Annotated in this window: 24 protein-coding genes; 17 read left to right on the top strand and 7 right to left on the bottom strand. The window is 61.3% G+C overall.

Features of this window, described 5'->3' with window-relative positions; all coding sequences use genetic code 11:
- Nucleotides 1–94: 94 nt before the first annotated feature.
- The 5 genes from V6607_RS19255 to V6607_RS19235 form a co-directional block, all read right to left on the bottom strand.
- On the bottom strand, nucleotides 95–376 hold the full coding sequence (locus V6607_RS19255; protein ID WP_003208024.1) for a peptidylprolyl isomerase: 282 nt from the start codon (nucleotides 374–376) through the stop codon (nucleotides 95–97).
- 87 nt (nucleotides 377–463) lie between these two features.
- Nucleotides 464–1,321: a helix-turn-helix transcriptional regulator gene (locus tag V6607_RS19250; protein ID WP_102370284.1), complete on the bottom strand. Its 858-nt coding sequence runs from the start codon at nucleotides 1,319–1,321 to the stop codon at nucleotides 464–466.
- Between the two features lie 56 nt (nucleotides 1,322–1,377).
- Nucleotides 1,378–2,796: an aminotransferase gene (locus V6607_RS19245; protein ID WP_134326860.1), complete on the bottom strand. Its 1,419-nt coding sequence runs from the start codon at nucleotides 2,794–2,796 to the stop codon at nucleotides 1,378–1,380.
- Nucleotides 2,797–2,821: 25 nt separating this feature from the next.
- Nucleotides 2,822–3,922 (bottom strand): polyamine ABC transporter substrate-binding protein, encoded by a 1,101-nt coding sequence (locus V6607_RS19240; RefSeq protein ID WP_134326859.1) that lies wholly within the window; start codon nucleotides 3,920–3,922, stop codon nucleotides 2,822–2,824.
- Between the two features lie 104 nt (nucleotides 3,923–4,026).
- Nucleotides 4,027–4,521, bottom strand: coding sequence for a DUF1543 domain-containing protein (locus V6607_RS19235; protein ID WP_003208031.1), 495 nt, complete (start codon nucleotides 4,519–4,521; stop codon nucleotides 4,027–4,029).
- Nucleotides 4,522–4,629: 108 nt separating this feature from the next.
- On the opposite strand from V6607_RS19235, the gene V6607_RS19230 reads away from it, so the two are divergent.
- Nucleotides 4,630–5,451: an aldo/keto reductase gene (locus V6607_RS19230; RefSeq protein ID WP_008437004.1), complete on the top strand. Its 822-nt coding sequence runs from the start codon at nucleotides 4,630–4,632 to the stop codon at nucleotides 5,449–5,451.
- 55 nt (nucleotides 5,452–5,506) lie between these two features.
- Here V6607_RS19230 and V6607_RS19225 read toward each other — a convergent pair whose 3' ends face one another.
- The gene (locus V6607_RS19225; protein ID WP_003208034.1) at nucleotides 5,507–6,022 is read right to left on the bottom strand and encodes a type VI secretion system tube protein TssD; all 516 of its coding nucleotides are present in this window, start codon (nucleotides 6,020–6,022) and stop codon (nucleotides 5,507–5,509) included.
- 476 nt (nucleotides 6,023–6,498) lie between these two features.
- On the opposite strand from V6607_RS19225, the gene tssA reads away from it, so the two are divergent.
- Genes tssA through V6607_RS19145 form a run of 16 tightly spaced genes read left to right on the top strand, consistent with a single transcriptional unit; the run spans nucleotide 6,499 to nucleotide 26,403 of the window.
- Nucleotides 6,499–8,052, top strand: coding sequence for a type VI secretion system protein TssA (tssA, locus tag V6607_RS19220; protein ID WP_134326858.1), 1,554 nt, complete (start codon nucleotides 6,499–6,501; stop codon nucleotides 8,050–8,052).
- Between the two features lie 32 nt (nucleotides 8,053–8,084).
- Entirely contained in the window at nucleotides 8,085–8,582 is a 498-nt protein-coding gene (gene tssB, locus V6607_RS19215; protein ID WP_003208038.1) for a type VI secretion system contractile sheath small subunit, read from the top strand.
- Between the two features lie 28 nt (nucleotides 8,583–8,610).
- Nucleotides 8,611–10,086 carry a type VI secretion system contractile sheath large subunit gene (tssC, locus tag V6607_RS19210; RefSeq protein ID WP_134326857.1) on the top strand — a complete coding sequence of 492 codons (1,476 nt, stop codon included), beginning with the start codon at nucleotides 8,611–8,613 and terminating at the stop codon, nucleotides 10,084–10,086.
- The gene (tssE, locus tag V6607_RS19205; protein ID WP_102604773.1) at nucleotides 10,083–10,508 is read left to right on the top strand and encodes a type VI secretion system baseplate subunit TssE; all 426 of its coding nucleotides are present in this window, start codon (nucleotides 10,083–10,085) and stop codon (nucleotides 10,506–10,508) included. The genes tssC and tssE overlap by 4 nt, the downstream gene beginning before the upstream one ends.
- Nucleotides 10,498–12,273, top strand: coding sequence for a type VI secretion system baseplate subunit TssF (gene tssF / locus V6607_RS19200; protein WP_087694181.1), 1,776 nt, complete (start codon nucleotides 10,498–10,500; stop codon nucleotides 12,271–12,273). Before tssE ends, tssF begins: the two co-directional genes overlap by 11 nt.
- Nucleotides 12,237–13,244 (top strand): type VI secretion system baseplate subunit TssG, encoded by a 1,008-nt coding sequence (tssG, locus tag V6607_RS19195; protein WP_134326856.1) that lies wholly within the window; start codon nucleotides 12,237–12,239, stop codon nucleotides 13,242–13,244. The genes tssF and tssG overlap by 37 nt, the downstream gene beginning before the upstream one ends.
- 12 nt (nucleotides 13,245–13,256) lie before the next feature.
- Nucleotides 13,257–15,821 carry a type VI secretion system ATPase TssH gene (tssH, locus tag V6607_RS19190; RefSeq protein WP_134326855.1) on the top strand — a complete coding sequence of 855 codons (2,565 nt, stop codon included), beginning with the start codon at nucleotides 13,257–13,259 and terminating at the stop codon, nucleotides 15,819–15,821.
- Nucleotides 15,821–17,353: a sigma 54-interacting transcriptional regulator gene (locus V6607_RS19185; RefSeq protein WP_134326854.1), complete on the top strand. Its 1,533-nt coding sequence runs from the start codon at nucleotides 15,821–15,823 to the stop codon at nucleotides 17,351–17,353. Before tssH ends, V6607_RS19185 begins: the two co-directional genes overlap by 1 nt.
- A gap of 33 nt (nucleotides 17,354–17,386) precedes the next feature.
- Nucleotides 17,387–17,518, top strand: a complete 132-nt coding sequence (locus V6607_RS19180; protein WP_003208049.1) for a hypothetical protein — start codon at nucleotides 17,387–17,389, stop codon at nucleotides 17,516–17,518.
- Nucleotides 17,519–17,536: 18 nt separating this feature from the next.
- Nucleotides 17,537–18,718 (top strand): type VI secretion system-associated FHA domain protein TagH, encoded by a 1,182-nt coding sequence (tagH, locus tag V6607_RS19175; RefSeq protein ID WP_134326853.1) that lies wholly within the window; start codon nucleotides 17,537–17,539, stop codon nucleotides 18,716–18,718.
- A gap of 5 nt (nucleotides 18,719–18,723) precedes the next feature.
- The gene (tssJ, locus tag V6607_RS19170) at nucleotides 18,724–19,206 is read left to right on the top strand and encodes a type VI secretion system lipoprotein TssJ (protein WP_023658927.1); all 483 of its coding nucleotides are present in this window, start codon (nucleotides 18,724–18,726) and stop codon (nucleotides 19,204–19,206) included.
- 1 nt (nucleotide 19,207) lies between these two features.
- Nucleotides 19,208–20,536, top strand: coding sequence for a type VI secretion system baseplate subunit TssK (gene tssK / locus V6607_RS19165; RefSeq protein ID WP_134326852.1), 1,329 nt, complete (start codon nucleotides 19,208–19,210; stop codon nucleotides 20,534–20,536).
- A 4-nt stretch (nucleotides 20,537–20,540) separates the two neighbouring features.
- Nucleotides 20,541–21,401 carry a type IVB secretion system protein IcmH/DotU gene (gene icmH, locus V6607_RS19160; RefSeq protein WP_134326851.1) on the top strand — a complete coding sequence of 287 codons (861 nt, stop codon included), beginning with the start codon at nucleotides 20,541–20,543 and terminating at the stop codon, nucleotides 21,399–21,401.
- Between the two features lie 15 nt (nucleotides 21,402–21,416).
- Nucleotides 21,417–24,803, top strand: a complete 3,387-nt coding sequence (tssM, locus tag V6607_RS19155; protein ID WP_134326850.1) for a type VI secretion system membrane subunit TssM — start codon at nucleotides 21,417–21,419, stop codon at nucleotides 24,801–24,803.
- Entirely contained in the window at nucleotides 24,800–25,537 is a 738-nt protein-coding gene (locus V6607_RS19150) for a PP2C family serine/threonine-protein phosphatase (protein WP_134326849.1), read from the top strand. Before tssM ends, V6607_RS19150 begins: the two co-directional genes overlap by 4 nt.
- Nucleotides 25,525–26,403 carry a serine/threonine-protein kinase gene (locus V6607_RS19145; protein ID WP_134326848.1) on the top strand — a complete coding sequence of 293 codons (879 nt, stop codon included), beginning with the start codon at nucleotides 25,525–25,527 and terminating at the stop codon, nucleotides 26,401–26,403. The genes V6607_RS19150 and V6607_RS19145 overlap by 13 nt, the downstream gene beginning before the upstream one ends.
- On the opposite strand, the gene V6607_RS19140 is transcribed toward V6607_RS19145, so the two are convergent.
- Nucleotides 26,400–26,729: a DUF6388 family protein gene (locus tag V6607_RS19140; protein ID WP_087694170.1), complete on the bottom strand. Its 330-nt coding sequence runs from the start codon at nucleotides 26,727–26,729 to the stop codon at nucleotides 26,400–26,402. The genes V6607_RS19145 and V6607_RS19140 overlap by 4 nt on opposite strands.
- Nucleotides 26,730–26,731: the final 2 nt, after the last annotated feature.

The following is a 26,731-nucleotide window of genomic DNA, read 5'->3' as shown; positions in this document are numbered from 1 at the left end:
ATGCGCGTACGCCTCGCCAGTCATCACACTGTCACAGATGCACAACGGCCCACCAAAGGGCGGGCCGTTGTTTTAAACATTAGCGCGGACTGGATCAGTCCTGACGGCTGGTTACTTCCAGCAGGTGATAACCGAACTGGGTTTTCACTGGGCCTTGCACGGTGTTGACCGGGGCGCTGAATACGACGGTGTCGAATTCCTTGACCATTTGGCCCGGGCCGAACGAACCCAGGTCGCCGCCTTGACGGCTGGACGGGCAGGACGAGTTGGCTTTGGCAACTTCGGCGAAGTCGGCGCCGCCTTCGATTTGCGCTTTCAGTTCGTTGCACTTGTCTTCGGTGGCAACGAGGATGTGACGGGCGGTGGCTTTGGCCATGAGGGGTATCTCCTTGGGTAAAAATGCTGAGCGTACCGGATTCAGGTGGTTATTTCCTGGCAAAGTTCCCCTGGGTTGCCTGGACGGTCAGGATCGGGCCATTACGCCGCTGTGGGTCAGCCAATCGATAAACAGCGCAAACAGCTCCGCCTGGGAGTTGATTTCAAGCTTGGTATACAAATGCTTGCGGTGCATGCGCACGGTTTCCGGGGAAATGCCCAGCACCTGCGCGGTGGATTTCACCGAGTGCCCGCGCAATATCAGGTGGGCGATTTCCCGTTCGCGCACGGTCAATACGCCGCTGCCAAAATGCATGAACGCCGCTTCAATCTGCTGATGCACCTGGGTCTGGGTGAAGGCCTCGTCGCTGATCACCTTGCACAGCCCGCCCGTGGTGCCGAAGCGGCGCAGCAGTTCGCGCACGATGGGTTGGGCGGTTCGTTGCAGTGCCAGTTGTTCGTCGCTGAACTGGCCGGCACTCAGCCCCTGGAACATGCACAACGAAATCTTGCTGTTGGGGCACAGGTCGACGATGTAGTAGCTCTCCTGGGCGCCGCCGCTGCGCAGGTAGTAGGTTTTGTAGTACTCGCTGTTGAAGAAATCGTCCGGGGCGATCTGCGCCAGGTGGTAGAAACCTTCGGCCAGGCCCTTGTCTACCGCGAGACAGAACGGGTCCAGCAGGTAGCCCCGGGAGAAGTAACGGTTGATGATCTCTTCGTAGTGCGGCCGGGGGATGCCTTGCTGGTAGAGCAAGTGTGGCGCCTGACCCTGGCGCTCCAGGCTTATCATCATCGATTCGATAGGGGTCAGCGCACTGAGGGCGCAGGCCAGGTGTTCAAGGAATGACGCTTCGTCGACGCTGGCGAAGGCGTGGGCCAACGCACCATTCCAGGCGTCAAGCACCTGGAAGGACGGGGCAGGGCAGTGATCGGCATGCTCGTTCATGCCGGCCAGTCTACCCGCCGGCCAGGGCCCCGGCAAAAGCACCGGGGCGCCCAGGCTCATCGGCCTTGATACTCGCCGCTCTGGCGCAGCTCTTCGGCGGTGTCGAGGATGCACTGGCGCAGGATTTCCACCACTTGATCCACCTGGGCATGGGTGATGATCAGCGGCGGCGACATCACATTCAGGTGGCCAATGGGCCGTACCAGCAAGCCTTTGGCCTGGGCCCGCAGGTGGATCTTCTCGCCGATGTTCACCGCGTCCGGCAGCAGCGCCTTGGTGTGTTTGTCGGCGACGAACTCAATGCAGGCCATCAGCCGCTGGCAGCGCACATCGCCCACCAGCGGCAGGTTGGCCAGGGTTTGCAGGCGCTGTTCGAGGTACACGCCGACGTCTTCGACGTGGGCTAGCAGGTTTTCCCGCTCGATGATCTCGATGTTCTTCAGCGCCGCCACGCAACTCACTGGGTGGCCGCTGTAGGTGAAGCCGTGGGTAAAGCAGCGGCCCTTGCCCGGCTCGCCGATCACTTGCCAGATGCGGTCCGAGAAAATACACGCGCCCAACGGCAGGTAGCCGGACGTCAGGCCCTTGGCGGTGGTGATGATGTCCGGTTGCATGTCGAACACTTCCTGGGATGCGAAGAATTTTCCCAGCCGGCCGAAGGATGTCACCACTTCATCCGCCACGTAGAGCAGGTCATAACGTTGGCAGACTTCCCACATGCGCCGGTGGTAACCCTTGGGCGGAATGATCACGCCGCCCGAGCCCATGATCGGTTCGGCAAAAAACGCGGCCACTTTGTCGGCGCCGATGGTCAGGATCTTGTCTTCGAACTCATCCACCAGGAAATCGAGGAACTGCGCCTCGCTCATGCCCTGCGGCGCCCGGTAGTAGTTGGGGCACGAAATGTGGTGGAACAAGTCGCTCATGAAATCGAATTCCGGCGCGCGGTCGGCGGCCTTGTTGCCGATGGACATCGTGAGGAACGTCGAGCCGTGATACGCACTGAAGCGCGAGATGATGTGTTTCTTCTCATGCTTGCCGCGACTGTTCTGATAGAACTGCACCAGACGATAGGCGGTATCGACAGCCGTGGAACCGCCGGTGGTCAGGAACACATGATCAAGATCGCCGGGAGCCAGGCTGGCAAGCTTGGCGCACAGTTCGATGGCGGTGACGTTGGCCATGTCGCAGAACGGGTTGGAGTACGCCAGCTGGCGAACCTGGTTGGCGATGGCGTCTGCCATTTCCTCGCGGCCCAGACCAATATTCGTACACCACATGCCGCCGACCGCATCCAGGTAGCGGTTGCCGGCGGTGTCGTAGATGTAGGCGCCGTCACCCGCCGCGATATTCAGTGAGCCTTGTTCACGGTGTTCGTCGAACATATGAAAACCGTGCATGTAATAGGCCTTGTCGGCGGCGTCCAGTTGGTCGTGGTCGAACTGGGCGAAAAAGTCAGGATTTGGCAGGGTCATGGCGTTTACCTTCAATGGCTGGGTTTCACTTGCCGGTCTTCACGGCATTCCAGGTACGGGTGATCAGGCGCACGGCGGCTTGGGACTGGCTTTTCTGGGTGAACAAGCGCTGCATCGTCGCCGGGTCCGGGTAGATGGCCGCGTTGTCGCGTATATCGGCATTTACAAAGGGCTTGGAGGCCAGGTTGCTGTTGGCGTAGTGAATGGTGTTGCTGACGCCGGCGATAACCTCGGGTTGCAGGAGGAACTCGATGAACTTGTGGGCATTCGCCACATGGGGTGCGTCGGCCGGGATGTAGAAGTTATCGAACCAGATCAGCGAGCCTTCCCTGGGGATGAAGTAACTCAGGTTGACCTTGGCCCCGGCTTCCGCCGCCCGGGCCTGGGACGTGGCGTAGTCGCCGGACCAGGTGGTGGCCATGCACAGCTCGCCATTGGCCAGACCGTTGATAAAGCCGCTGGAGTCGAATTTGCGGATGTACGGGCGCACGGCCATCAGCACGTCCTGAGCGGCCTTGAGGTCTTTGGGCGCCACGCTGTTGGGGTCCAGGCCGAGGTAGGTCAGGGCCAGCGGGATCATGTCGGTAGGGGAGTCCATGAAGGTGATGCCACAGTCGGCGAAGCGCGAAACGATCTTGGGATCGAAGATCATCGCCAGTGAGCCGATGGGCGCATCCGGCATGCGTTCCTTGATCTTGTCGATGTTGTAGGTCACGCCATTGCTGCCCCAGGTGTAAGGCGCGGAATAGGTAACGCCCGGATCATGGGTTTCCAGGCTTTTCAGCACTTGCGGGTCGAGGTTGTTCCAGTCCGGCAGCAGCGCTTTGTTGAGGGGCTGGAAGGCCTGGGCCTTGATCAGCAGCGGCACCAGGGACGCGTTGAGCACCACCAGGTCATAACCCGAGCGCCCGGACAGCAGCTTGCCCTGCACGGTTTCGTAGGAGTCGTAGGTGTCGTAGATCACCTTGACGCCGGTGGCTTTCTCGAAGTCGGCGAGGGTGTGTTCCCCGATGTAATCGGCCCAGTTGTAGATGCGCAAGGTGTTGCCCGGGTCGTCAGCGGCCTGGCTGACGGACGTTGATGCAAGCAAGACAGCGCTGAACAGGGCGATAACGGCTTTATGCATGGCGAACCCACCTTGATGTTGTGCTTGTTGTCAGGCCGAGGGGCTGATGGCACTTTCAGGCAGGTGGCGGGTGGGGCGCCATACCCCGTTCGGGTAGGAGGCGGTCAGGGCAGTACGATGTAGTCGTTTCGCGTGATGACCGGGCGGTGTACGCCGGGTTCCAGGTGGATGTAGCGCCCGTCTACCAGGTCGATGGGCAGGCAGTCGTCGATATCCAGTACGCCGTCGGTGTGGGATTGCGTCCAGTGCGTGAGCATCTGCTGTTTGCCTTGGGCTGCCGCCTCCCTGGCCGTGCGCGCAACCACCAGCAGGTAGTGGTGTGCCTCGCCAAAGACGTTCGATTCATACCCGCCCAGGTTGATGAAGTACAGGCGCGGCGCCCCGGCGTTCGGCGCCAGGTGGCTGAGCTGGACTTTCCAGCCGTCAACGCCATCCACCGTCATCCAGGAGTCGATATGCACACCTTTCTGGCTGCCAAACCAGCCCTCGCGCAGTTGCGGGTAGGCGGCTTCCAGGGTGTCGGCGACGGCGAACACCACATCATGCACTTCGATTTTCGCCCGGGGGTGCTTACCCCCCAACATGACCACAAACAGCATTGCATGCCCTTTCTATGGCTGGGATGGAAAGGGCCACCTTCCTTCGATTGAACCCTTTTGTCCAGTCGGTGCCACACTGTTAATTCGCAAATTCATCAGGAGGTCGTCATGCGCACCATTGATCTGGCCGGCGTACCCGTCCCTGTCATCGGCCAGGGGACCTGGCGCATGGGCGAGGATCCCGGCAAGCGCAGCGCCGAAGTGGCCGCGTTGCAACTGGGTATCGATGAGGGCATGACCCTGATCGATACCGCTGAAATGTATGGCGAAGGCGGTGCCGAAGAAGTCGTCGGCGAGGCGATTCGCGGCAAGCGCGACCAGGTGTTCCTGGTCAGCAAGGTGTACCCGCACAATGCCAGCCACAAAGGCATTCCACGTGCATGTGAGGCCAGCCTCCAGCGCTTGGGCACCGACTACATTGATCTGTATCTGTTGCATTGGCGTGGGCAATACCCCCTTGAAGAAACGGTAGAAGCCTTCGAGCGCTTGCGTGAGGCAGGCAAGATCGGTCGTTGGGGTGTGTCCAATTTTGATGTGGCAGACCTGCAGGAGCTGGCTTCCCCGGCCTGTGCCACCAATCAGGTGCTCTACAACATCGAGGAGCGCGGCATCGAGTTCGACCTGCTGCCATGGTGGCAGCAACACAATTTACCCTTGATGGCCTACTGTCCCATCGCCCAGGGTGGCGACCTGTTGGCCAGCCCGACCCTCAAGCAAATTGCCCGTCGCCACGAGGTCACACCCGCCCAGGTTTCCCTGGCCTGGGTCTTGCGCCAGGACGGTGTGATCGCGATTCCCAAGGCTGTTACGCCAGAGCATGTCCGGCTCAATGCCGCAGCGGCGAAGCTGGTGCTGGATGAGCACGACCTGGACGCGATTGACCGGGTTTTTGGGGCGCCGAAGCGCAAGCATCCGCTGGCGATGGTCTAGTGGCCGACAGAAACGGTGCCGTCCATGGCGATGCCGTTTCTGTTTCGGTGGCTGCTTAGCCGGCTACCGGGCTGCGCCAGTCATCAGAGCCAGAGGTACCGGAGACCTCATGGGTCCAGACGATTTTCCGGTAAGTGAAATACACATCCTCCAGGTGCGTGAAGTGTGCGTTGTTCGGGTCCTGGCAATTGGGCATCCGTGACTGGATGTCCACCAGGATCGCGTCTTCCAACTCGATGGTGAAGTAGTGTTCCTGGGTTCCGGCTGAAGAGGTTCGGTACCACTCAAGCCGGCACTTGACCATTTCCCCGGAGGTCAATGCGCTGAACAGCAATGGCGACGATTTATCGAATACCTTGCTGATCATCAGGGGCTTGTGCACACGCTGGCCGGTGGGCTGGCCGGATTGCGGGTCACGGGGAATGATCACCTGATGCTGGAATGCTTCCACCAGGATCTGGTCTTCATGGCCTTCCTGGTAAATGTTGCCGACCGAGTCCTGGGTGAACGTGCCTGCCGTGATCAAGCCTTGCTTGGTGCCGGTGATGGATAGATACGCGGGTGTTGGCATGACGGTTTTCCTTGCCTGATAAATGAGGTCGTCCCGGCCGACGGACTTGCCGGCCGGGTAATGCTCGATATCAAGAAGCGTGCCGGAAAGTTCGAGCGTCAATGAAAGCAGGGGGTTAAGGTTTTATTGGTTTTCATTTTGAGCGGCATTAAAGGTTTTAATTCGATTTAGTTGTATTTGTTTGCGCAGGGGTGTGCAGTTAGTTGCTCATGTTGATGGGCGTTGTTATTCGCAGAGTTCACCTCATTAATGATGAAGCCTATCGCTTTGGCTGCGCAAATTCTTGCGCGTCGGTGATTTTTCTATTCTTGTAGGAAACTCCTTAACTGCTATTTGGTGGCTTGAACAATGCTTTTTGCATGGATAAGGTTCGTGCTCTTCTCGTAGGGAAGGCAAACTTTAATCAATGTCCTGATGTGCGCTTGAATGGCCATTAGTTCACTGAACATGCTCAGGAAAGTAAAGTGCGGCCCATAATGGTTTACTCAGACAGGCTTTCCGATTATTACCTCGAACTTGCGCAGGCACCCAACTCGAAAACGAGTTATGCGGGGGCCGATATGCGTTTTTCGACCGAGTATGAGGCGCTTGAAACTGAACTGGGCAAGGCGCACTCCATTCACGGAAACAGTCAGCCTGACTGGCAATGGGTCGTGGAAAAAAGCGAGGCGCTGTTACGCCACCAGTCCAAGGACTTGCGGGTCGCTGTCTGGTTGACCTGGGCCTTGCATCAGCGCGAGTCCTTCCCCGGGCTACTCGCAGGCCTCGGATTGCTGCGCTACCTCTGTGAGCATCATTGGGCGGTCGTTTATCCGGGCAAGCTGCGTACCCGCAGTGCCGCCTTTGGCTGGCTGGTCCCGCGCCTCGAGCAGGTGCTTGCACAACCTGTTTCGCTCAAGGATCAGCGGCCCTTGTTCCACTGCATGCTCGAACACCTGGCGCGGCTGGACGAGTTGTGGACCGAACACCTTCTCGAAGATGCGCCACTGTTACTGCCGGTTCGCAGGCAGCTGTCGGACCGATTGCAACAGTCCACCGAAAGCGAGCCTCCAGCAGGCGGTAGCACAGGGGTGATCGCCCATATCAGGCAGGTCGCGACTCAGTTGATGGCGCCCGAGCCCATTGTGGAAAACGAAAAGGACGCCCACAAGCTGCTGCGCACGCTGCAGGAACATGCCCGGCCCTTGTCGGCCTGGTGGCAGCGCCAGAATGCCACTGACCTGCGCGCACTGCGTCTGAACCGAACGTTGACCTGGCTGACGATCACCAGTCTTCCGGACTGTGACAGCGAACAGGTAACGCCTTTGCGCGGGCCGGCGCCCGACAAGCTCAAGCGGTACCAGGAGCGCTTTGCCCAAGGGCAGCATACCGACCTGCTGCTGGAGCTTGAGGGCAGCCTGGCCGGAGCACCTTTCTGGTTCGACGGCTTGTACCGGGTGTGGGAGTGCCTGCAGGCACTCCAGGCCGACCTGGCCATGACCGAGCTGGAAGTGCACTTCGCGCTGTTGCTCCAGCGCTTGCCGGGGCTTGCACAGCTGCGCTTCCACGACGGAACACCCTTCGCCGACGACGTCACCCGTGGCTGGATCAACACCCAGGTTGCCCGCCATTTGCAAGCCCCGGTTCCACTCAGGTCGGCACCTGATGCCCAGGCTGCGCCTTGGGACAAAGCGTTGCACGACGTCATGCCCGTGCTGCGCAAGGACGGCTTCAAGGTGGCTGTGCGGTCCCTCAAGCAGGGCATGCAAACCGCAACAGGTGATCGTGCCCGGTTTCATTGGCGGCTTGGCCTGGCCAGGTTGTGTTTGCTGGCAGGCAAGCATGACCTGGCCAAAGTCCAGCTCGATCACCTGGACCACGAGCTGCAGCACTCAGGCCTGCAGCGCTGGGAGCCCGAGCTGGCGGTTGAAGTACTGCAGCTCTTGCATGGCTGCTGTGACGTATTGCCCCAGAGCCATTCCGTGCGTGAGCGCAAGGAAGATGTCCATCGCAGGCTGTGCCACTTCGATCTCGAAGCGGTACTTGAATAGGCTTTCGAGCCCCCCGAAAAAGGAGAAACACCATGGCGAAAGAAGGTTCGGTAGCCCCCAGGGAACGCATCAATATCACGTTCAAACCCGCCGTCGGCACTGCGCAGGAAGAGGTCGAGCTGCCGTTGAAATTGCTGGTGCTTGGTGACTTCACCCAGCGTGAAGACCTGCGCAAGCTCGAAGACCGCAAGCCCGTCGGCATCGACAAGAACAGCCTCGACGAGGTGCTGGCCAAGCAGGCCTTGGGCCTGGCCTTGAGCGTCCCCAACCGGCTGCAGGATTCAGCCGAACCTGACGAGTTGGCGATCCGGGTCAGGATCAATTCGATGAAGGACTTCAATCCTGCACAGCTGGTTGAGCAGATACCCGAGCTGAAAAAGCTCATGGACCTGCGCGATGCACTTGTGGCGCTCAAGGGGCCGCTGGGCAACACGCCGAGCTTTCGAAAGGCCATTGAAAATGCCCTCGCCGATGACGATTCGCGCAAGCGGGTATTGGCTGAATTGGGGCTGGACAGCTCCGCCGTATAACTCTCTCAGTTAAAAGGACACTGACACCATGACTACCAGCCAAAGCCCGTCGCATGCGCCCATCACGGATGAGTACAGCATTCTCGACAACATCATTGCCCAGACCCGCCTCAGCGCCGACGACGAGGCCTACAGTATTGCAAAGCGCGGAGTCTCGGCATTTATCGTGGAGCTGATCAAGCCGCAAAACAAGGGCGAGCCGGTCAAGAAGCGCCTGGTTGACCGGATGATTGCCGAGATTGACGCAAGGCTCAGCCAGCAAATGGATGAAATCCTGCACCATCCCGACTTCCAGGCACTGGAGTCTTCCTGGCGTGGCCTGCAGTTGCTGGTTGATCGCACCAATTTTCGTGAAAACATCAAGATCGAACTGCTCAGCGTCTCCCGCCAGGACCTGCTGGATGACTTCGAGGACTCACCGGAGGTGACTCAGTCCGGACTCTACAAGCACATCTACAGTGCCGAATACGGTCAGTTCGGCGGCCAGCCCGTAGGGGCAATCATCGCCAATTATTTCCTTTCCCCCAGTGCTCCCGACGTCAGGCTGATGCAGTACGTTTCCAGCGTGGCCTGCATGGCTCATGCACCGTTCATTGCGGCGGCGGGTCCTGGCTTCTTCGGCCTGGAGAGCTTTACCGGCCTGCCTGACCTCAAGGACCTGAAGGACCATTTTGAAGGGCCGCAGTTTGCCAAATGGCAGAGTTTTCGCCAGAGCGAAGATGCCCGCTACATCGGCCTCACCGTACCGCGCTTTCTATTGCGTACGCCGTACGATCCCGTTGATTGCCCGGTCAAGACGTTCGCCTACCAGGAACATGTGGCCAGCAGCCACGAACACTATCTGTGGGGTAATACGGCCTATGCCTTTGCTACCCGCTTGACGGACAGTTTCGCCCGGTATCGCTGGTGCCCGAACATTATTGGCCCGCAGAGTGGTGGTGCAGTGGAGGACTTGCCGCTGCATCACTTTCACAGCATGGGCGAGATCGAAACCAAGATTCCTACCGAGGTGCTGGTATCCGACCGACGCGAATACGAGCTGGCGCAAGAGGGCTTCATTGCCCTGACCATGCGCAAGGGCAGTGACAATGCAGCGTTCTTTTCCGCCAGTTCGGTGCAAAAACCCAAGTCTTTTGGAATCAGTGCCGAAGGCAAGGCTGCCGAGCTGAATTACCGGCTCGGTACCCAATTGCCGTACATGATGATCGTCAATCGCCTGGCCCACTATCTCAAGGTGCTGCAGCGTGAACAGCTGGGGTCGTGGAAGGAGCGCACCGACCTTGAGCTGGAACTCAACAAATGGATTCGCCAATACGTAGCCGACCAGGACAACCCCAGCACCGAAGTGCGTGGACGGCGCCCGCTTCGGGCTGCGCGCATTGTTGTCAGTGATGTCGACGGGGAGCCCGGCTGGTATCGCGTCAACCTGAGCGTTCGCCCGCACTTCAAGTACATGGGGGCAGACTTCACTCTGTCGCTCGTCGGCAAGCTCGATAAAGAATGAGCCGCCGCCACGTGATTACCCAAAACCGCAGCCTTTTCGAGCGCCTGGAGTCCGGCGTGGGGCGCAGCCCGCAAGGTTGCGTCGTGGAATCCGTGGCGGGTCATCTGGCGAAAATGCTCAGCACCCGTGCGGGCAGTGTCCAGACGCTACCTGATTACGGGTTACCTGATCTGAATGACATGCGCCTCAGCCTGCATGACGCGTTGAGCCAGGCTCGGTTCCTGATTGAGCGCTTTATCCAGGCCTACGAACCCCGTCTGAAGGATGTCCGTGTCAAGGCATTGCCTCAGGACCGTGACCCGATGGTGCTGGCTTTTTCCATCGAGGGGGCCATGGAAGTCAATGGCATGACGCAAGCGGTCGCCTTTTGCGCCAGCCTGGCTCACGGCGCACGGGTCGAGGTCAAACCGGATGTCGTTTAACCGCTACTACCAGGGCGAGCTGAGCGCACTGCGACAGTTGGGGCGACGCTTCTGCGAGCGCAACCCGGCACTCGCGCCGTTTCTTGGGGACGCTGGCCAAGACCCGGATGTAGAACGGTTGCTTGAGGGTTTTGCATTCCTCACCGGTCGCCTGCGGCAGAAGCTTGATGATCAATTGCCGGAGTTGAGTCACTCGTTGATGCATCTGCTGTGGCCCAACTATATGCGGCCGCTGCCGTCGTTCAGCATGCTGCAGTTTGATCCGCTCAAGCGCACAGGGCCGGCCATCAGGGTCGAGCGGGATACACCGGTGGAAAGCATTGCGATCGACGGTGAACGTTGCCGTTTTCGTACCTGTTACCCGACGCAGGTCTTGCCGCTGCAACTGGCCGCCATGGAGTACTCGGTACAGGGCGAGGGCGCTTTGCTCTGCCTGCGCCTGGAAATGACGGCCGAGGGCAACTTCAGTGAGCTGGAACTGAACTGCCTGCGTTTGCATCTCGCGGGGGAGCAGCCCGTCAGCCAGGCGCTTTACCTGGGGCTTTTGCGTCACCTGGACGGGTTCGAGTTGCAGCCTTTCGGGCGCGACGGGCTGCCGGTCATCGGCGCCGACGGCGAGCCTGTTTCGTTGCGTCTGTCCAGCAACGATATCAGTCCTGTGGGCTTTTCCGAGGATGAGGCACTGATCCCTTATCCGTTGAATACCTTTCGTGGCTATCGCCATTTGCAGGAGTACTTCGCCTTTCCCGACAAATACCTGTTTGTCGATGTGAGTGGCCTTGGCGCGCTGAGCAGGTTGCCTATTGACGTACTCAAGCAGGTACATGGCGTGACGTTACGCTTCGACATGCGTGGTCGCGGTATTGAGCGAATGGCGCCTACCCTGGACAACGTGAAGCTGTACTGCACGCCCATCGTCAATCTGTTCAGGCACGACGGCGTACCGATTCGCCTGGACGGCAAGCAGGACGAATACCTGTTGTTGCCTGGCGAATACGCCAGGGGGAACTGCGGTGTATTTTCCGTCGACAAGGTCACGGGATGGCGGCCGGGAGGCCTCGGGTACCAGGAATATGTTCCGTTCGAATCGTTTGAGCACGATTTTGGCAGCGCCGCGCCCAGCTATGGCGTTCGCCAGCGGCCATCCCTGCAACATGCCGGCCTGGATACCTGGCTGAGTTTCGACCGGTGTCCAGTGCATGAACAGGAAACCCTGTCGATTGAACTGACCTGCACCAACCACAACCTGCCATGCCTGCTGCAGGTGGGCGATATCAATCAGGCGTGCGAACAGACGCCCGAGTTTCTCTCGTTTCGCAACATCACCGCGGCAACCCCCAGCTTTGCGCCACCCCTGGACAGCGACTTCCTGTGGCGACTGATCAGCAATATGTCGCTCAACTATCTGTCATTGACCGATATCAACGCCTTGAGGGTGATCCTCGAAACCTACGACCTGCCGCGTTATCACGACCGCCAGGTGGAAAAGGTCAGCAGGCGAAGGCTGGGCGCCCTCCGTTCGATCAGTCACCAGCCCGTAGACCGGCTGCACCGAGGCCTGCCATTTCGCGGCTTACGGGTTGACCTCACCATCGATCCTGAAGGCTACCTGGGGGAGGGCGACGTGTTCGTCTTTGCCTCGGTGCTCAACGAGTTCTTCGCGCTTTACGCCAGCCTCAACTCGTACCACGAACTGCGAGTCATCAGCACACAAGGAGACGTGTACCTATGGCCACCCCGGATGGGCCAGCAGCCCCTGCTTTAACCGCACTGTCCCGAGTGATTCGCGAGTACTCGGTGTTTCAGGCGGTTGCGCAGATTATCGAGCGCCTGCGCGAGGCGCATCCCTCGCTGGACGATGATGCGCTCTACGATCAATTGGAGTTCCAGGCCAACCCAGGCTTTGGCTTTCCCGGCAACGACATTGATCGTGTGGAGTTTTTTGTCGAGCACGGCCATTTGCGGGCACGGCTTCGCCTCAATGTGCTGGGCCTGTTTGGTACAGGGTCACCGCTGCCGGCGTTCTATGGCGAGCAAGCCTTTGCCGAGGTAGCGGGCGGTAATCCGACGCGGGAATTTCTTGATCTTTTTCACCATCGCCTGCACCGGCTGATAGTGCCGATCTGGCGAAAATATCGTTATCAGGCGAGTTTTCAAACGGGCGCCCGCGATCCCTTTTTCGAGCAGATGTTTGCATGGGTGGGCCTGGGTGGCAGCGCGATTCGCAGCGCGGCTCAACTGAACTGGAAACGCCTGTTGCCCTACCTGGGGCTGCTGAGCCTGCGCGTGCACTCCGCCGCGCTGATCGAGACCGTGCTGCGTTATTACTTCAAGCACAACCGGCTGGTCATCGAGCAGTGGGTCGAGCGCAGGGTAGTGATCGACCAGGAGCAGCGCAATGACCTTGGTCGCGCCTATAGCTCGTTGGGTTCGGACCTGGTGCTGGGGGAGTGCCTTATCGACCGCAGTGGCATGTTCAGGGTTCATGTATCGGCACTCGATTGGCAGCGTTTTCACGAGTTTTTGCCCACCGGGGCGGGTTACGAGCCGCTGTGTGCGCTGGTGCGTTTTGCCGCCCGGGACCCGTTGGAATACGACGTGCGACTGGTGTTGGCGGCGGGCGAGGTCCGGCCGTTGCACCTTGGCGAGCACAACGTCTGCCGCCTGGGCTGGACCAGTTGGCTGGGGCATGAGCGGGCAGACGGCGTGGTCATCCTGGCCAGTAAAAATCATTAGGGATTGATGGATATGATGAATGTGGATCTGCAACAACTTATCCAGGCATTGACGGCGTCCACACGGCGCGACCTGGAACGCAGCGCCGAGCGTTGTGTCACCCGGGGCGGCGGCGAGGTCCTGGTGGAAGACTTGCTGCTGACGCTCCTGGAGCCTCCCGAGGGTGTTCTTATGCGAGCGCTGCAGGATGCGGGCGTGGATGCCGGGGAATTGCAGGCCGTGCTGCAACCTCGGGTCGACCAGAGCGCGTCCCGCAATCCGGTGTTTTCGCCCGCCCTGGTGCAATGGCTGCAGCAGGCGTTGCTGGTTGCCCATCTGGAGCTGGGCCGACGGGAAGTGGACCATGGCGCCTTGCTGCTCGCCTTGTTGCGCAACCCGATGCAGCACGCTGGCAGCCGTTACCAGGCGGTGATGAGCACGCTTGATGCACCGCGTGTGCTCGGATTTCTCTTGAGTGAAAACGCGCAGGCGGCTCCCGCTGAGGCGGGGAGTTCCTTGCTGGAGCGCTTTACCCATGACCTGACTCGCCAGGCCCGGGACGGGAAACTCGACCCCGTGCTCTGTCGCGATAACGAAGTCCGGCAAATGATCGATACGCTCGCGCGGCGGCGCAAGAACAACCCCATTCTGGTGGGCGAGGCGGGTGTCGGGAAAACCGCGATAGTCGAGGGCCTGGCCCTGCGGATCGTCAGCGCGCAAGTGCCAGAGGTGCTAAGGAAGATGCGCCTGCTGACCCTGGACATGGGCCTGCTGCAAGCCGGTGCCAGCATCAAGGGTGAGTTCGAGCGCCGCCTCAAAGGCTTGATCGATGAGGTCAACGCCTCGCCGCAACCGGTCATCCTGTTCATCGATGAGGCTCATACCCTGGTCGGCGCAGGCGGCTCGGCCGGCAGCTCCGATGCCGCCAACCTGCTCAAGCCAGCGCTGGCACGAGGTGAGTTGCGTACCATCGCCGCGACGACCTGGTCGGAGTACAAGAAGTACTTCGAGAAAGACCCGGCGTTGGCGCGGCGTTTTCAGCCGGTGCAGGTGCACGAGCCGACGGTTGACGATGCCGTGACGATTTTGCGTGGGTTGGTCCCGGTGTATGAGGCCAGCCACGGAGTCTACGTGCGCGATGACGCCGTGGTCGCCGCCGCGCAGTTGAGTGCCCGCTACCTGGCCGGCCGCCAGTTGCCGGACAAGGCTGTGGACGTGCTGGACACCGCTTGTGCCCGGGTGCGGATCAGCCTGGTCACGGCGCCGGACGAACTGCAGCAGTTGCGCGCCGAACTGGCCGAGGGCACGCGCCAGCAACGTGCCGTGCGCAGGGATGCCGACGCGGGGTTGGCCATCGATGAACAGGTGCTGCAGCACCTCACCCGGAGACTGGAAGAAGTAGAAGTCGCACAGTTACAGCTTGAACAACGCTGGACCCACCAGCGCGAACTGGCCGAGAAGGTGCTCTCGCTGCGCCAGCAACTTGCCGACGCCGGTAACCTTGGCGAAAGCACTGAGGCTCTCGCTCCGCTCCTGGCCCAGAACCATCAGGCGTTGCAGGCCATACAGCACGAACAGCGATTGCTCAGCTTCGAAGTATGCCCACGGTTGGTGGCACAGGTTATCAGCGCCTGGACGGGTATTCCCCTGGAGCAGCTTGCCCGCGAACACAGCGCGAAGGTCCTGAACTTTGCGGATGATCTGCGTGGTCGCATCCTCGGCCAGGAAGGTGCCGTGCAGGTCCTGGACCGTTGCCTGCGGGCTGTCGCGGCCGGCGTGAACAAGCCTGATGCCCCCGTGGGGGTATTTCTGTTGGTGGGCCCCAGTGGTGTCGGCAAAACTGAAACAGCCCACGCCCTGGCCGACCTGTTGTATGGCGGCGAGCGCTCTGTCACCACGATCAACATGTCTGAATACCAGGAGAAACACTCACTGTCCCGGCTGATCGGCGCACCACCGGGTTATGTCGGTTACGGGGAGGGCGGGGTGCTGACTGAGGCGGTGCGGCAAAAGCCCTATTCAGTGGTGCTGCTCGATGAGGTGGAGAAGGCGGATCCGGATGTCCTGAACCTGTTTTACCAGGTGTTCGACAAAGGGGTAGCCAATGATGGAGAAGGACGTGAAATCGACTTTCGCAATACCCTGATCCTGATGACTTCCAACCTGGGCAGCGATCTTGTCACCGGGCTGTGCGCCGACGGTCACCGACCGGCTGTCGAAGTACTGCACGCCGCGATCCGGCCGGTACTGACAGCTCATTTCAAGCCGGCGCTGCTGGCCCGTATGCGAGTCGTGCCGTATTACCCGGTGGCAGGCGCGGTGCTGCACCAACTGATTGAACACAAACTTCAGCGCCTGGGCCAGCGTCTGCTTCAGCGCAAGCTCGCATTCAGTCACGCAGGGGATCTTGTCGCACACATGGCCGAGCACTGTAGCCACAGTGGGAGTGGCGCGCGGTTTGTCGACCAATGGATCGAGGAAAACCTGTTGCCGCAGGTGGTGGATCGCCTGCTGGATGCGATGGCCGTTGGCAAGTCCCTGCAGTTCGTCCATGCCAGGCTGGATGCCAATGGCACCGTAATCTGTGAGTTCAGCTGATGGCGGACAATCCGTTTACCCAGTTGCCAAGCCCGCTGGACTACGCCGCTGCCTTGTTGGGATGGTTTACCCGGTTGGGCGTCAATAGTGACGAATCGACATTGGCCGATGACTTTGCGGCAGGCGCCGCGCAACTGAGCGGCTGCGAGCTTGGCCAGTTGTACCTGCTCGACCAGGCCACTGGCCGCCTCGAACTGGCTGCCCAGTATTTGCCGGGCCTGTCGCCGCCAGGGGCGGTTGTGAGCTCGGGCGCGGATTTGCGGAACGAGCAACTGTTGCAGTACGTGCTGCAACAGAACCGCGTGTTCCACCTCACCGAGGCAGGCAGCAGTGTGTATGACACGGGGTTTCTGCCAGCGGGCGCGGCGTCCTGGCAATCACTCCTGTGCGTGCCGTTACCGGGGCCGAGCAAGCAGGTATCCGGGATGGTGTTGTGTGCCAGCCTGCGAGCGACGGAGCTGGCTGGCTACGGTGCGTCCCTGGGCCAATTGGGCAGTTTTGTCTTGAGCCAGTTGGCCCTGTTGCGGCGAATGCGCCGGGCTCCCGGTGCGTTGAAGGTGGTTCGCAGCACCCGCAGCACCAGCGCCTACGGCTTGATCGGAAACAGCACGGCCATGGACGAGACGTGCCGCCTGATCGGCAAGGTGGTGCATAGCCCCTACACCGTGCTGCTCCGGGGCGAGACCGGCACCGGTAAAGAGGTGGTCGCCCGGGCCATTCATGCTGCCGGCCCGCGCAGCAGCAAGGCATTTGTGGTGCAAAACTGCGCAGCGTTTCCCGAAGGCTTGCTCGAAAGTGAGTTGTTCGGTTACCGCAAAGGCGCGTTCACCGGGGCCGAAAGAGACCATGCCGGCCTGTTTGACACCGCCCACGGCGGCACGCTGCTGCTCGACGAAATCGGTGATATGCCGCTGTCACTGCAGGCCAAGTTGTTGCGGGTCCTGCAGGAGGGCGAGATTCGGCCGTTGGGCGCCAACACGTCCCACAAGGTCGACGTGCGAATCGTCGCGGCGACCCACCGGGACCTCACCAGCATGGTGGCTGAAGGAAGCTTTCGCGAGGACCTTTATTACCGGCTGGCGCAGTTTCCTATCGAGTTGCCGGCGCTGCGCCAGCGGGACGGGGACGTGCTGCAACTGGCCCGGCATTTCGCCGACAAGGCCTGTGCACTGTTGGGGCGAGCCACGGTGGGCTGGTCGAGTGCGGCCCTGGATCAACTGTCCAGCCACCACTTTCCCGGCAATGTTCGTGAGCTCAAATGCATGGTGGAGCGGGCGGTGCTGCTGTGCGACGACGAGGTGATCCTGCCTGCGCATTTATCGCTGCCATCAACCCTGTCCGCGCCCGCTGTCGACGCAACGCTGCGCCAGCGCATGGAGCGAGTCGAGCGGGTAGTGCTGATCGACTGCCTGCGCAAGAACCGTGGCAATCGAACCCGCACCGCCCGTGAACTGGGCCTCGCCCGGCGCACGTTGTTGTACCGCCTTGCTCGCCTGGACATTCCGTTTGGCGAAGTCCAGGGAGAGTGCTGAATGGCACACCCTTTCAATTCCGGGAGATACCTGATGCCTGTTAGTCAGTGGCAAGCCCTGGTGCTTGTGTTGTTTTTGCTGAGTGGCTGTAACACCAATCATGTCTTTGACGACGATGACTACCGTCCGCTGGGTGATCCGCGGTCCACCGGTCGTGGCCTGTGAGCGCGGAGGAGTCCTGCCATGCAGCTAGTGTTTGAGGTGTGCCCTGCGGGGCCAGCAGAGTCCGCGCCGGCGCTGCGCAAAGTCTTTGACGGTGTGGGGGGCGTCATCGGCCGGGGGGGCGGTTGCGACTGGACCCTGCCTGACACCAGTCGCCAGGTTTCCGGTCGTCACGCGGTGATCAGTTATCGTGACGGCCGGTATTTCCTGACGGATATCAGCAGCAATGGAACCCGCCTGGCAGGCCGCAGTGAGCGTCTGCATGAGGGGCAGCAGCAACCGATAGATGACGGCGCGGTATTTCAGCTGGGGCCGCTGAGTATTCGCGCACGACTGGTCAGCCCACCGCTGGGACAGGGCCAGGACGGATTACACAGGCTGATTCCCGATGATGCATTCCTTGAGCTGGACCCACTGCGGGCAATGGCCAGCGAACTGCAGCGCGAGGACGGGTCGCAGGAGCTGGCGGCCCTGAACATGACCACCTACGAGACATTGCGCTGGACGGACCACGCGGCGGCGGACCGGGATCACCTGACGGTTCCCGAGCTTGTGAAGCCTGCGCGCCAGGTTGCCCCAAGTCCGCAATCGCCCGTTCCAGGTCACGGCTCAGGGCCATTCTGGTTGGGGTTTGCGCAGGCACTCGGTATTGATCTGGGCGACCTCGATGAGTCGGCAAGAGAAGTCCTGGCGATCAAGGCCGCGAGCTTGCTCCGGCAAATGACTGAAGGGTTGCAACAGAGCCTGGGCACCCGTAACGAGCTCAGGCAAGAGCTGAAACTGGCACTCACCCAGACGCCGCTCCAAAGCCCCAACCCACTTAGAGACAGCGCAGACGCCAGTGCGGCCTTGGGGTCGCTGCTGGGTGTCGGGCAGCTGGGGCAGGTTTCCGCCGAGATGCTTGTCATGCGGGCGTACCGCGACATGCAGGCTCACGAAGTGGCCTTGCTGGCGGCCTGCCGCGCGGCAGTACGCGGCGCTCTGGCAGCCTTTGCGCCCGGCCATTTGCTGCTGTGCTTCGAACGCCAGGCAAGGCCGCCGCTGATCCCCCGGTGTGGCGCCCGCTGGCGCGCGTATCAGCGCCATTACCAGACACTGATCGAGGACGAGCACTTGAGCGAGCGCCTGCTGGGCAGCGACTTCGCCAAGGCGTACGAGGAACAGATTCGTCTGATCTCAACCCTTCACCGTTATCCAGGATGATCTTCATGTCCCGAGTCACCGTTGCATTGTTGTGCGCTGTAATGGGTTTGCTGGGTGGTTGCTCCCTGTCGCCCTTTTCGAAGTTGACCAAGCTGGACCTGACACTGACCGCCAGCGAACGGGTCAACCCTGATCTCCATGGTCGCCCGTCGCCGATCGTGGTGCACCTGATGGAGCTTCGACACCCCGTGGCTTTTGAAAATGCGGACTTTTTCAGCCTTTATGCTCATGCCGAGCACACGTTGCCCAAGGACCTGGTGAACCTCGAAGAGCTGGAGTTGCGCCCCGGCGATCACTCCACGCTCAAACTCAGTCTTGAGCCAGGCAGTCGTTATGTCGGTGTGCTGGCGGCGTACCGTGATTTGCCTCACTCGCAATGGCGCTATGTGTTGCCGGTGACCGCGCAGCGATTGACCGGCGCTGAACTGATCCTTGATCAGGCCGGCATTCGGTTGGTCAACCCGCAACCCGCGAAGGCGGGCGACTGACATGTACAGCCAAAAAGTCATCTGGCAGGAAGGCATGTTGCTGCGCCCTCAGCATTTCCAGCAAAACGATCGGTACCACGATCAGCAACTCACGCGCCGCACCCAGCTGTTGTGCCGTCACGCCTGGGGCTTCCTGGCCCTGGAAATCGATGTGCAATACCTCAATATGGGCAAGGTCGTTATCAGCCAGGCCAGCGGCATATTGCCGGATGGCAGTCTGTTCGAACTGGGTGGCGCGATGGAGTCGCTGGTGCTGGAGGTTCCGGTAAATACCGGGAAGCAGTCGATCTACCTGGCCTTGCCGCTGGCCACAGGTAACTGTGTTGAAGCCCGTCGACCCGAGCAGATTGATGTGTTGGCGCGCTACAAGACTCTTGCGGTAGACGTCAGCGACTCCAACGCCGGGGAAGAAGCTCGTCGTCAGGTCAATTGCGGGCAGCTGGATTTTCGCCTGTTGCTGGGGGAGCAACACAGCGACCCGCATTACGTGAAGCTCAAGGTTGCCCAGGTGCTCAGTTGCACTGAGGAGGGCGTCAGCCTGGACCCCGATTTTATCCCGAGCTTCATTCACCTGCATGGCTCCGGCTACCTGCTGTCTTGCCTCAAGGAAGTGATCAGCCTGCTCGCTTACCGGGGGGATGCCATCGCCGAGCGGATTCGCGCCAACGGTACCGCCGCCGGCGCGGAGGTTGGCGACTTCCTGATGTTGCAATTGATCAATCGCACCGAACTGGTCTTGCGTCACTACCTGGGCCTGAGCCAGGTCAGCCCTGAAACGCTGTATCGAACATTGCTGTCGATCCTGGGTGAACTCGCGACGTTTGCCAGCGACAGCAAGCGTGCGCACTTCGAGGGGCATTACCGGCACAGCGACCAGGGCGCCAGCTTTCGTGGATTGATGGAGCCGATTCGCAGCCTGCTGTCGATGGTGCTTGAGCAGCATGCCATTGAGCTGGCGCTGCAGCCTCGCCAGTACGGGGTGCTGGTGTGCCCGGTGAGCGATCTCAACCTGCTGGGTTCGGCGACCTTCATTCTGGCCGCCAGCGCCCATTGTGACGCCGAGGAGCTTCGACACCGGCTTCCGGCGCACCTCAAGGTCGGCCCCGTGGAGCGGATTCGCGAGTTGGTCAACCTGCAGTTGGCGGGCATCAAGGTCAAGCCGCTGCCGGTGGCTCCCCGGCAGATACCGTTTCATGCCGCCAACACCTATTTCATGCTTGAACTCGGTGCCCGGGACATTGAGCAGTTGAAGCAGTCGGGAGGATTTGCCTTCCACGTCAGCGGTGAATTTGCCGAACTGGAACTGAAATTCTGGGCCATCAGGAACTGAGACCATGGACAGGGAATACCCGCAGGACGAGAAAACCGTCCTGCTTGATCGACAGGGACGCGGACCGGCGCAGGGACCGATGACCGACTTCGCATCGCCGCCGCGTTTCGAACAACTGGAAGACCGGATGATCTACGCGGCCCGCTTGCAGGGCGCGGAGCATTTCGACATTGGCCTGAACAGTTTGGTGGCGCCTGCCTGGGAGCTGTTGTCCGAGGTGGTCCGCCTCAAGCGCAGTACCGCCGAGGAAAGCCTGCGCGCCCTGAATGAACGACTCTCGGCTGCAGTCACGCTGTTCGAGACGCGGGCCCGGCATGACGGGGCCCAGGCCAGCGAGGTCATGGCGGCGCGGTATGTGCTGTGCAGCGTGATCGACGAGGCAGTGGTCACCACCTCATGGGGCAGCCAGAGCGATTGGTCGAAGATGAGCCTGCTGAGCAGTTTTCACAACGAAACCTTCGGCGGCGAGAAGTTTTTCCAGTTGCTTGAGCGCATGTCGAGGGACCCCTTCAAGCACCTGGCGATGCTGGAGTTGATGTACCTGTGCCTGTCCCTCGGGTTTGAGGGCAAGTACCGGGTCATGGAGCGTGGGTTGTTGCAGCTTGAACAGGTTCGGGACGCGCTGTATCGGCAGATCCGGCATGTGCGGGGTGATACGCCTGCGGCGTGCGCGCCGTCGCCCAGGCCGGAACAGCCGCGCCGGAAACGGCTGAGGGTCGTGTCGCTCACCTGGATTGCAGTGTTTGTCGCCGCCAGCCTGTTGAGCCTGTATGCAGGATTTGCCTGGGTGCTGGGCCAGCAGCGTGAAGCGATGTTGCAACCGTATCAACTCGTGGCGCCGGATATGTTCCGGGCGCCGCTCTAACGCAGGGAGCAACGCATGAACGCATTCTTCAGGAGCGCGGGCGCCGTGCTGGGCAGGGTTTGGGTCTGGAGCCTGCTGCTGGTGCTCGCGGTCGCAATGACCGTGTGGTTCTTCGGGCCACTGCTGGCTGTCGACGACTATCGATTCTGGCAAGCGGCGGCATCGCGCTTGCTGACAATCAGCGGGCTGTTTTTGTTGTGGGGCCTGGCGATGGTGTATGCCAATTGGCGCAGTATGGCCCGGCAATCAACCGTCGATGACGGCGAGCCACGCCCGCGCAAAAGCCAGATTGAAAACGAGCAGCGGCACCTGCGCGGTCGCTTCAAGGACGCTTTGTACACCCTGAAACACTCCCGGATTTATGGTGAACGCAGCCCGCGTTGGCGTAATGCATTGCCCTGGTATTTGCTGATCGGCAAGGAAGGCAGTGGCAAGTCCCGGATGTTGGCCGCCAGTGGCTTGCAGTTGCTCCAGGATCAGGGCGCGTCGGTAGCGACGCAGGGCGGTGCCACGCGGGACTGTGACTGGCATTTCGCCGAGGACGGCGTGTTGCTCGACGTCGCCGGCCGCTACCTTACCCAGCCTGACAGCCAGGTGGATGGCGCGGGTTGGTCGACGCTGCTGGAGATGCTCAAGGTGCGGCGCCGGACACGCCCGCTCAACGGTGTGGTGGTGGCGCTGTCCACGGACACATTGCTCCATGGCAGCGAGCGTCAGTTGGAGAATGAGGCGCGGGCAGTCCAGAGTCGGTTGCTGGAGATCCGCCGGACGTTGCATGTGGAGGTGCCGGTCTACCTGGTGGTGACCCAGGCCGACCACCTGCCGGGGTTTGCGGAGTTCTTCGAGCGGCCGTTGGGCGAAGGCAGTGATGCGGTGTTGGGCGAATCTATCGTCCCAGGCAAAGCGGGTATTGGCATTGCCCAGGTACGACAGGCGTTTGAAGCACTGCTGCAGCGCTTGAGCGGTGAGCTTGTGCAGCGCCTGCACCAGGAACGCAACAGTGATCTGCGCGGACGGATGCTCGACTTCCCCCATCAGGCGGCCCGGATTGGCGAGCGCCTGAGCCTCTATATCGACGTTGCTTTTTGCGGCCCGCGTTATCAGCACACCAACGGCTTTCGTGGTTTCTACTTGACCAGCGCCGACGGTGGCCCACAGGCACTTGAACCACGTGCGTACTTTATCCAGGGCTTGTTCAGCCGGGTGATTCTGGCGCAAGCCGACCTGGCGGACCTCGATAGCCAGGAGCGCCGTCGAATCCGCCGGCACCAGGGGGGGCTGGCCCTGGGCGCGCTAGTGGTCGTCGTGGCGGCGGGCTTGCTGTGGACCCACAGTTACTCCTCCAATCATCAACGTCTGGAGCAACTGCAGGCGCTGGCACGACAGCCCGCACCCGTGCAGCCTGGGTCAGACGCTATCCAGGCACTCCTGCCGCTGCTGGACAGCCGCCTGGCGGCCACGCGGATTTTCCCCTTGCCGGGCGAAGCCAGACTGGTTGAGCGGATGGGGTTGTATCAGGGCAGTATCAGCCGTCCGGTGCTGGAGCAGGCCTACGAGCGTGCCTTGGGGCGGCTGTTGCTGTCCCAGGTCAGCGAGATGCTGCAGGAACAAGTTCGCGGCAGCCTGGAAGATCGTGAACGGCTGCTGGATAACCTCCGGGCATACCTGATGCTCAACCTGCGGGAGCGTCGGGATGTCGGCTGGCTGCGTGAGCGGGTGGCGGGGCATTGGTCTGTACGGTTTGCCGGTGAGCCCTCCGTGCAAAACCGGTTGAATGAACATTTCGCGCGCTTGCTTGAGCAGCCGTTTGTGCAGCCGCTCGATGACGAGCTGGTGGCCCGCGCGCGCCACGTGTTGCGCGGCGAATCGCTGGTTGACGTGGTGTACCGGGTGCTGCGCGAACAAGCTCGCGGCCTTGAACCGTTGCGCCTTGCACACGGGCGGGTGTTTGACGGGGGCGAGCGTTCCATTCCGGGGTTTTATACCCGCACGTACCAGCGGCATTTTGAAGCGCAGGGCGCGCGGCTGGTGAATACCATCGTCCAGGACAACTGGGTGCTGGGAGAGGGCGCCGACCTGAGCGCCATGGATTTGCAACGGTTGATGGTGGAGCTTGAACAACGCTACTTCAGCGAGTATGCCGATGTCTGGAGCGAGGCGCTTGGGCAGGTTGGCCTGCGTGAAACTGAAAACTCCAGGCAAGGCGCCGAGCAGCTCGCCAGCTTGACGTCGGCCCAGTCGCCGTTGTTGCAGTTGTTGCAGCAGGTTCGTGACCACACGCGCCTGCCGTCGGCCAGTGAGCGCCTCGACGAGCTGGCTGCCAAGCTGCCTGGGCCAGCGGCAGAGCGGTTGCCGACCGCCGCCGGGCTGGTCAATGCCTTGCCCGACAGCGCACGGCGAGCCATGCAGCGCCGCTTCGAGCCCTTGCACCAGTTGCTGGACAGCCAGGAGAACCCGGGGGCCGAGTTGACCGGCGTGTTACAGGCGCTCAACGACTTGCACCTGCAGTTGGCGAGCTTGAATCGCGAAGGCGCGCCGGAGCCGGTCGCGTTCGAGATGGTCAAGCGGCGGATCCAGGGGCAACAGGATGCGCTGAGTAACCTGCGCAACGTGGCCGCGCGTTTGCCGCTGCCGCTGGCGGGCTGGTTCGAAAGCCTGGCCGACGAGCATTGGCGCCTCATGCTCGACCAGGCCTATCGGCATGTGAACCAGCGTTATCAGAGCGAGGTATACGGTTTCTACAGCAGGGCGATCAAGCTGCGTTTCCCGTTCAATGCCCACGCCAGCAGCGACGTTTCCCTCAACGACTTCCAGGAGTTTTTCAAGCATGAGGGGATCATGGCGCGATTCTTTGACAGCTATCTGAAGCCTTTTGTCAGCGGTGATTCCGGGCGCTACAGGCTGCGTAGCCTGGATGGGCGCAGCTTGCCGATGTCTCGGGCGTTGCTCGACCAGCAGGCGAAGGTGCAGGTGATCAGGCGCGGTTTTTTCGCGGATGAGCCGGGGGACTTGCAGGTTCGTTTCACGCTCGCACCCTATAGCCTGGACCCGTCGGTGAGTCGCGCGGTCTTGCGTTTGGGTGGCCAGCAGATGGAGTACCGGCACGGGCCGATTGTCCCCATGGCGATGCAATGGCCAGCCGAGGCTGAGAATGGTCGCAGCAGCCTGGTACTGGAGCGTGGCAGCGAGCGGGCGCTGGGGCTCGAAAAAAATACCGGGGCCTGGTCCCTGTTTCGCTTGTTCGACTTGATGCAGAGCGAACCCTCCAGCGGGCAGGATGAGCTGATCCTCAAGGCTGACCTGGCAGGCTTGCGCGCCAACTACCTGCTGACCAGCCGACGCACCCCCAATCCATTTCAGATGGCGCAGTGGCGAACTTTTCGCCTGCCGGAGCAGTTGTGAGCCAACCTCGCGACCGCTGGCACAGCGCCGGTCGCACAGACCGTGGAAAGGTCCGTTTACGCAACGAGGATGCCTTTCTCGATTGCCCCGGGACGGGCTGCTGGGCCGTCGCGGACGGGATGGGCGGGCATCAGGCGGGGGATATCGCCAGCCAGCTGGTGGTCGATGGCCTGGCGTCATTGCCCGGCCAGGGCAGCCTGGATGAACGCGTCGAGGCGACCCGTCGTTGCCTGCAATGGCTCAACCGGCGGCTGGGCGATGAATTGACGCTGGCCTCCCATGGCGCCGAGGCCATCATGGGAAGCACGGTCGTGGCGTTGTTGCTTCAGGGCGATCGCGCTGCGTGTGTCTGGGCCGGTGACAGTCGTTGCTATCTGTGGCGCGGGCAGACGCTGTACCAGCTGTCGCGAGACCATTCGCTGTGTGAGCAATTGATTGACCAGCAGGTGAGCCCGGAACAGGCCAGGGCCCATCCAGACGCACGGGCCTTGACCCGGGCCATCGGCTCGCGGGCACCACTGAGCCCGCAGGTCCTGGAACTCGGTACCTTGGCAGGGGATGTGTTTCTGTTGTGCAGCGACGGCCTGTACCAGGCGCTTAGCCACTCTGAGTTGGGCCAGGCCTTGAGCCAGGGAAATCCGCAACGTGTCCTGGACCAGCTGTTTGCAGGTGTCTTGCGCGGCACGGCCGGCGACAACCTGACCGCTGTGGTGGTGCAGTCATGCGCGATCTGACCCACTTTGCCTTTGCCAAGGCCCCGGTAAACCCACCGCGCGACGGAGCCCCCGAGTTGCTGGCCGGGCGATACCTGATCGAGCGCGTGTTGGGCGCAGGCGGCATGGGCGTGGTCTATCGTGCGCGGGACCTGCTGCACGAACAGTTTGGCGAGCCCTGTTCCAGTGTCGCGATCAAGGTGTTGGGCGAAGCCATTCGCGAGTCTGCGGATGCCCACGTGTTGCTGTACAACGAGTTTGCCCTGACCCGCAGCCTGCGGCATGAGCAGGTGGTGCGTGTGTATTCATTTGAAGTGGATGCTCCCGGCCAGATCGCATTCTTCACCATGGAGCTGCTCCAGGGCATGACCCTGGACCGGTTGCTGCTGGAGTGCCCCGGCGGTTTACCCTGGCAAACGCTGCAAGGCATCGCCGTGCAATTGCTCGACGCGTTGCGCCATAGCCATCAGCAAGGTGTGCTGCACGGGGATGTGAAACCCGCCAATGTCATGGTGGGAGACGGCGGGTTGCGCTTGTTCGATTTCGGTCTGGGCGAGGCTTGCGGACAGGCCCCGGCGGGTTCTCCAGGCTTGAGTCGCAGCCGCTTCAATGCCTGGACGCCCGCGTACGCCGCGCCGGAGTTGCTGGCTGGCGGAGCACTGTCGGCCAGCGCCGACCTGTATGCAGTGGCCTGTGTGTTGTACGAATTGGCACAAGGCCGGCGCCACGCCAGTGACCGGCCGGCCCGGCCCAGGCAACTGCCTCGTCATTGCTGGCCTGTATTGCGTACGGCGTTGACGGCTGACCCTGAACGCAGGGCCGTTACCCTTGATGAATTACGCGCGGTGCTCGCTGATCGCAGGAAGGGCCTGGGCCGCTGGTTCTAGACGGGCAAGTCGTGCAGCTGGCAATACTCGAACCAACTCAGGCCTGCCATTTGCGCCACCTCCTTGTGCACCTCAAGGCGTTGCGCCTCGAACTCCGCCGGGGAATGCGCCGTCAATTTCAGCGTCAGTTCCCAGGCAAACAAGCCCTGTTGCTCCGCTTCTGCCTCGAAGGCTTCATGCAGGCGCTCGGCGCGGTACTGCTCCATGGTTTCCCCTTTGGCCTGGGCCGCCAGGGGGTTCAACGTATTCAGTTCCGCGGCCAGGGCCGGGTGTTCACTCAAGAATCGGTCCAGGGCTAGCTGGTGGTTTTCGCCGGGTTGGGACAAAG

Source organism: Pseudomonas sp. KK18, from assembly GCF_037094675.1.
In the GTDB taxonomy this organism is placed as follows: Bacteria; Pseudomonadota; Gammaproteobacteria; order Pseudomonadales; family Pseudomonadaceae; genus Aquipseudomonas.
Note: the sequence above shows the minus strand (reverse complement) of the source record. Positions and strands in the feature narration are given on the sequence as shown.

Excerpts from the sequence above, each read along its gene's own strand:
- tssG (WP_134326856.1), top strand. The coding sequence starts at position 12,237 with ATGGCCACCCCGGATGGGCCAGCAGCCCCTGCTTTAACCGCACTGTCC.
- tssF (WP_087694181.1), top strand. The coding sequence starts at position 10,498 with ATGTCGTTTAACCGCTACTACCAGGGCGAGCTGAGCGCACTGCGACAG.
- tssM (WP_134326850.1), top strand. The coding sequence starts at position 21,417 with ATGAACGCATTCTTCAGGAGCGCGGGCGCCGTGCTGGGCAGGGTTTGG.
- V6607_RS19230 (WP_008437004.1), top strand. The coding sequence starts at position 4,630 with ATGCGCACCATTGATCTGGCCGGCGTACCCGTCCCTGTCATCGGCCAG.
- V6607_RS19185 (WP_134326854.1), top strand. The coding sequence starts at position 15,821 with ATGGCGGACAATCCGTTTACCCAGTTGCCAAGCCCGCTGGACTACGCC.
- tagH (WP_134326853.1), top strand. The coding sequence starts at position 17,537 with ATGCAGCTAGTGTTTGAGGTGTGCCCTGCGGGGCCAGCAGAGTCCGCG.
- tssB (WP_003208038.1), top strand. The coding sequence starts at position 8,085 with ATGGCGAAAGAAGGTTCGGTAGCCCCCAGGGAACGCATCAATATCACG.
- V6607_RS19255 (WP_003208024.1), bottom strand. The coding sequence starts at position 376 with ATGGCCAAAGCCACCGCCCGTCACATCCTCGTTGCCACCGAAGACAAG.
- V6607_RS19180 (WP_003208049.1), top strand. The coding sequence starts at position 17,387 with ATGCCTGTTAGTCAGTGGCAAGCCCTGGTGCTTGTGTTGTTTTTGCTG.
- V6607_RS19240 (WP_134326859.1), bottom strand. The coding sequence starts at position 3,922 with ATGCATAAAGCCGTTATCGCCCTGTTCAGCGCTGTCTTGCTTGCATCA.
- icmH (WP_134326851.1), top strand. The coding sequence starts at position 20,541 with ATGGACAGGGAATACCCGCAGGACGAGAAAACCGTCCTGCTTGATCGA.
- V6607_RS19235 (WP_003208031.1), bottom strand. The coding sequence starts at position 4,521 with ATGCTGTTTGTGGTCATGTTGGGGGGTAAGCACCCCCGGGCGAAAATC.
- tssE (WP_102604773.1), top strand. The coding sequence starts at position 10,083 with ATGAGCCGCCGCCACGTGATTACCCAAAACCGCAGCCTTTTCGAGCGC.
- tssJ (WP_023658927.1), top strand. The coding sequence starts at position 18,724 with ATGTCCCGAGTCACCGTTGCATTGTTGTGCGCTGTAATGGGTTTGCTG.
- tssA (WP_134326858.1), top strand. The coding sequence starts at position 6,499 with ATGGTTTACTCAGACAGGCTTTCCGATTATTACCTCGAACTTGCGCAG.
- tssH (WP_134326855.1), top strand. The coding sequence starts at position 13,257 with ATGATGAATGTGGATCTGCAACAACTTATCCAGGCATTGACGGCGTCC.
- V6607_RS19145 (WP_134326848.1), top strand. The coding sequence starts at position 25,525 with ATGCGCGATCTGACCCACTTTGCCTTTGCCAAGGCCCCGGTAAACCCA.
- V6607_RS19225 (WP_003208034.1), bottom strand. The coding sequence starts at position 6,022 with ATGCCAACACCCGCGTATCTATCCATCACCGGCACCAAGCAAGGCTTG.
- V6607_RS19250 (WP_102370284.1), bottom strand. The coding sequence starts at position 1,321 with ATGAACGAGCATGCCGATCACTGCCCTGCCCCGTCCTTCCAGGTGCTT.
- tssK (WP_134326852.1), top strand. The coding sequence starts at position 19,208 with ATGTACAGCCAAAAAGTCATCTGGCAGGAAGGCATGTTGCTGCGCCCT.
- tssC (WP_134326857.1), top strand. The coding sequence starts at position 8,611 with ATGACTACCAGCCAAAGCCCGTCGCATGCGCCCATCACGGATGAGTAC.
- V6607_RS19245 (WP_134326860.1), bottom strand. The coding sequence starts at position 2,796 with ATGACCCTGCCAAATCCTGACTTTTTCGCCCAGTTCGACCACGACCAA.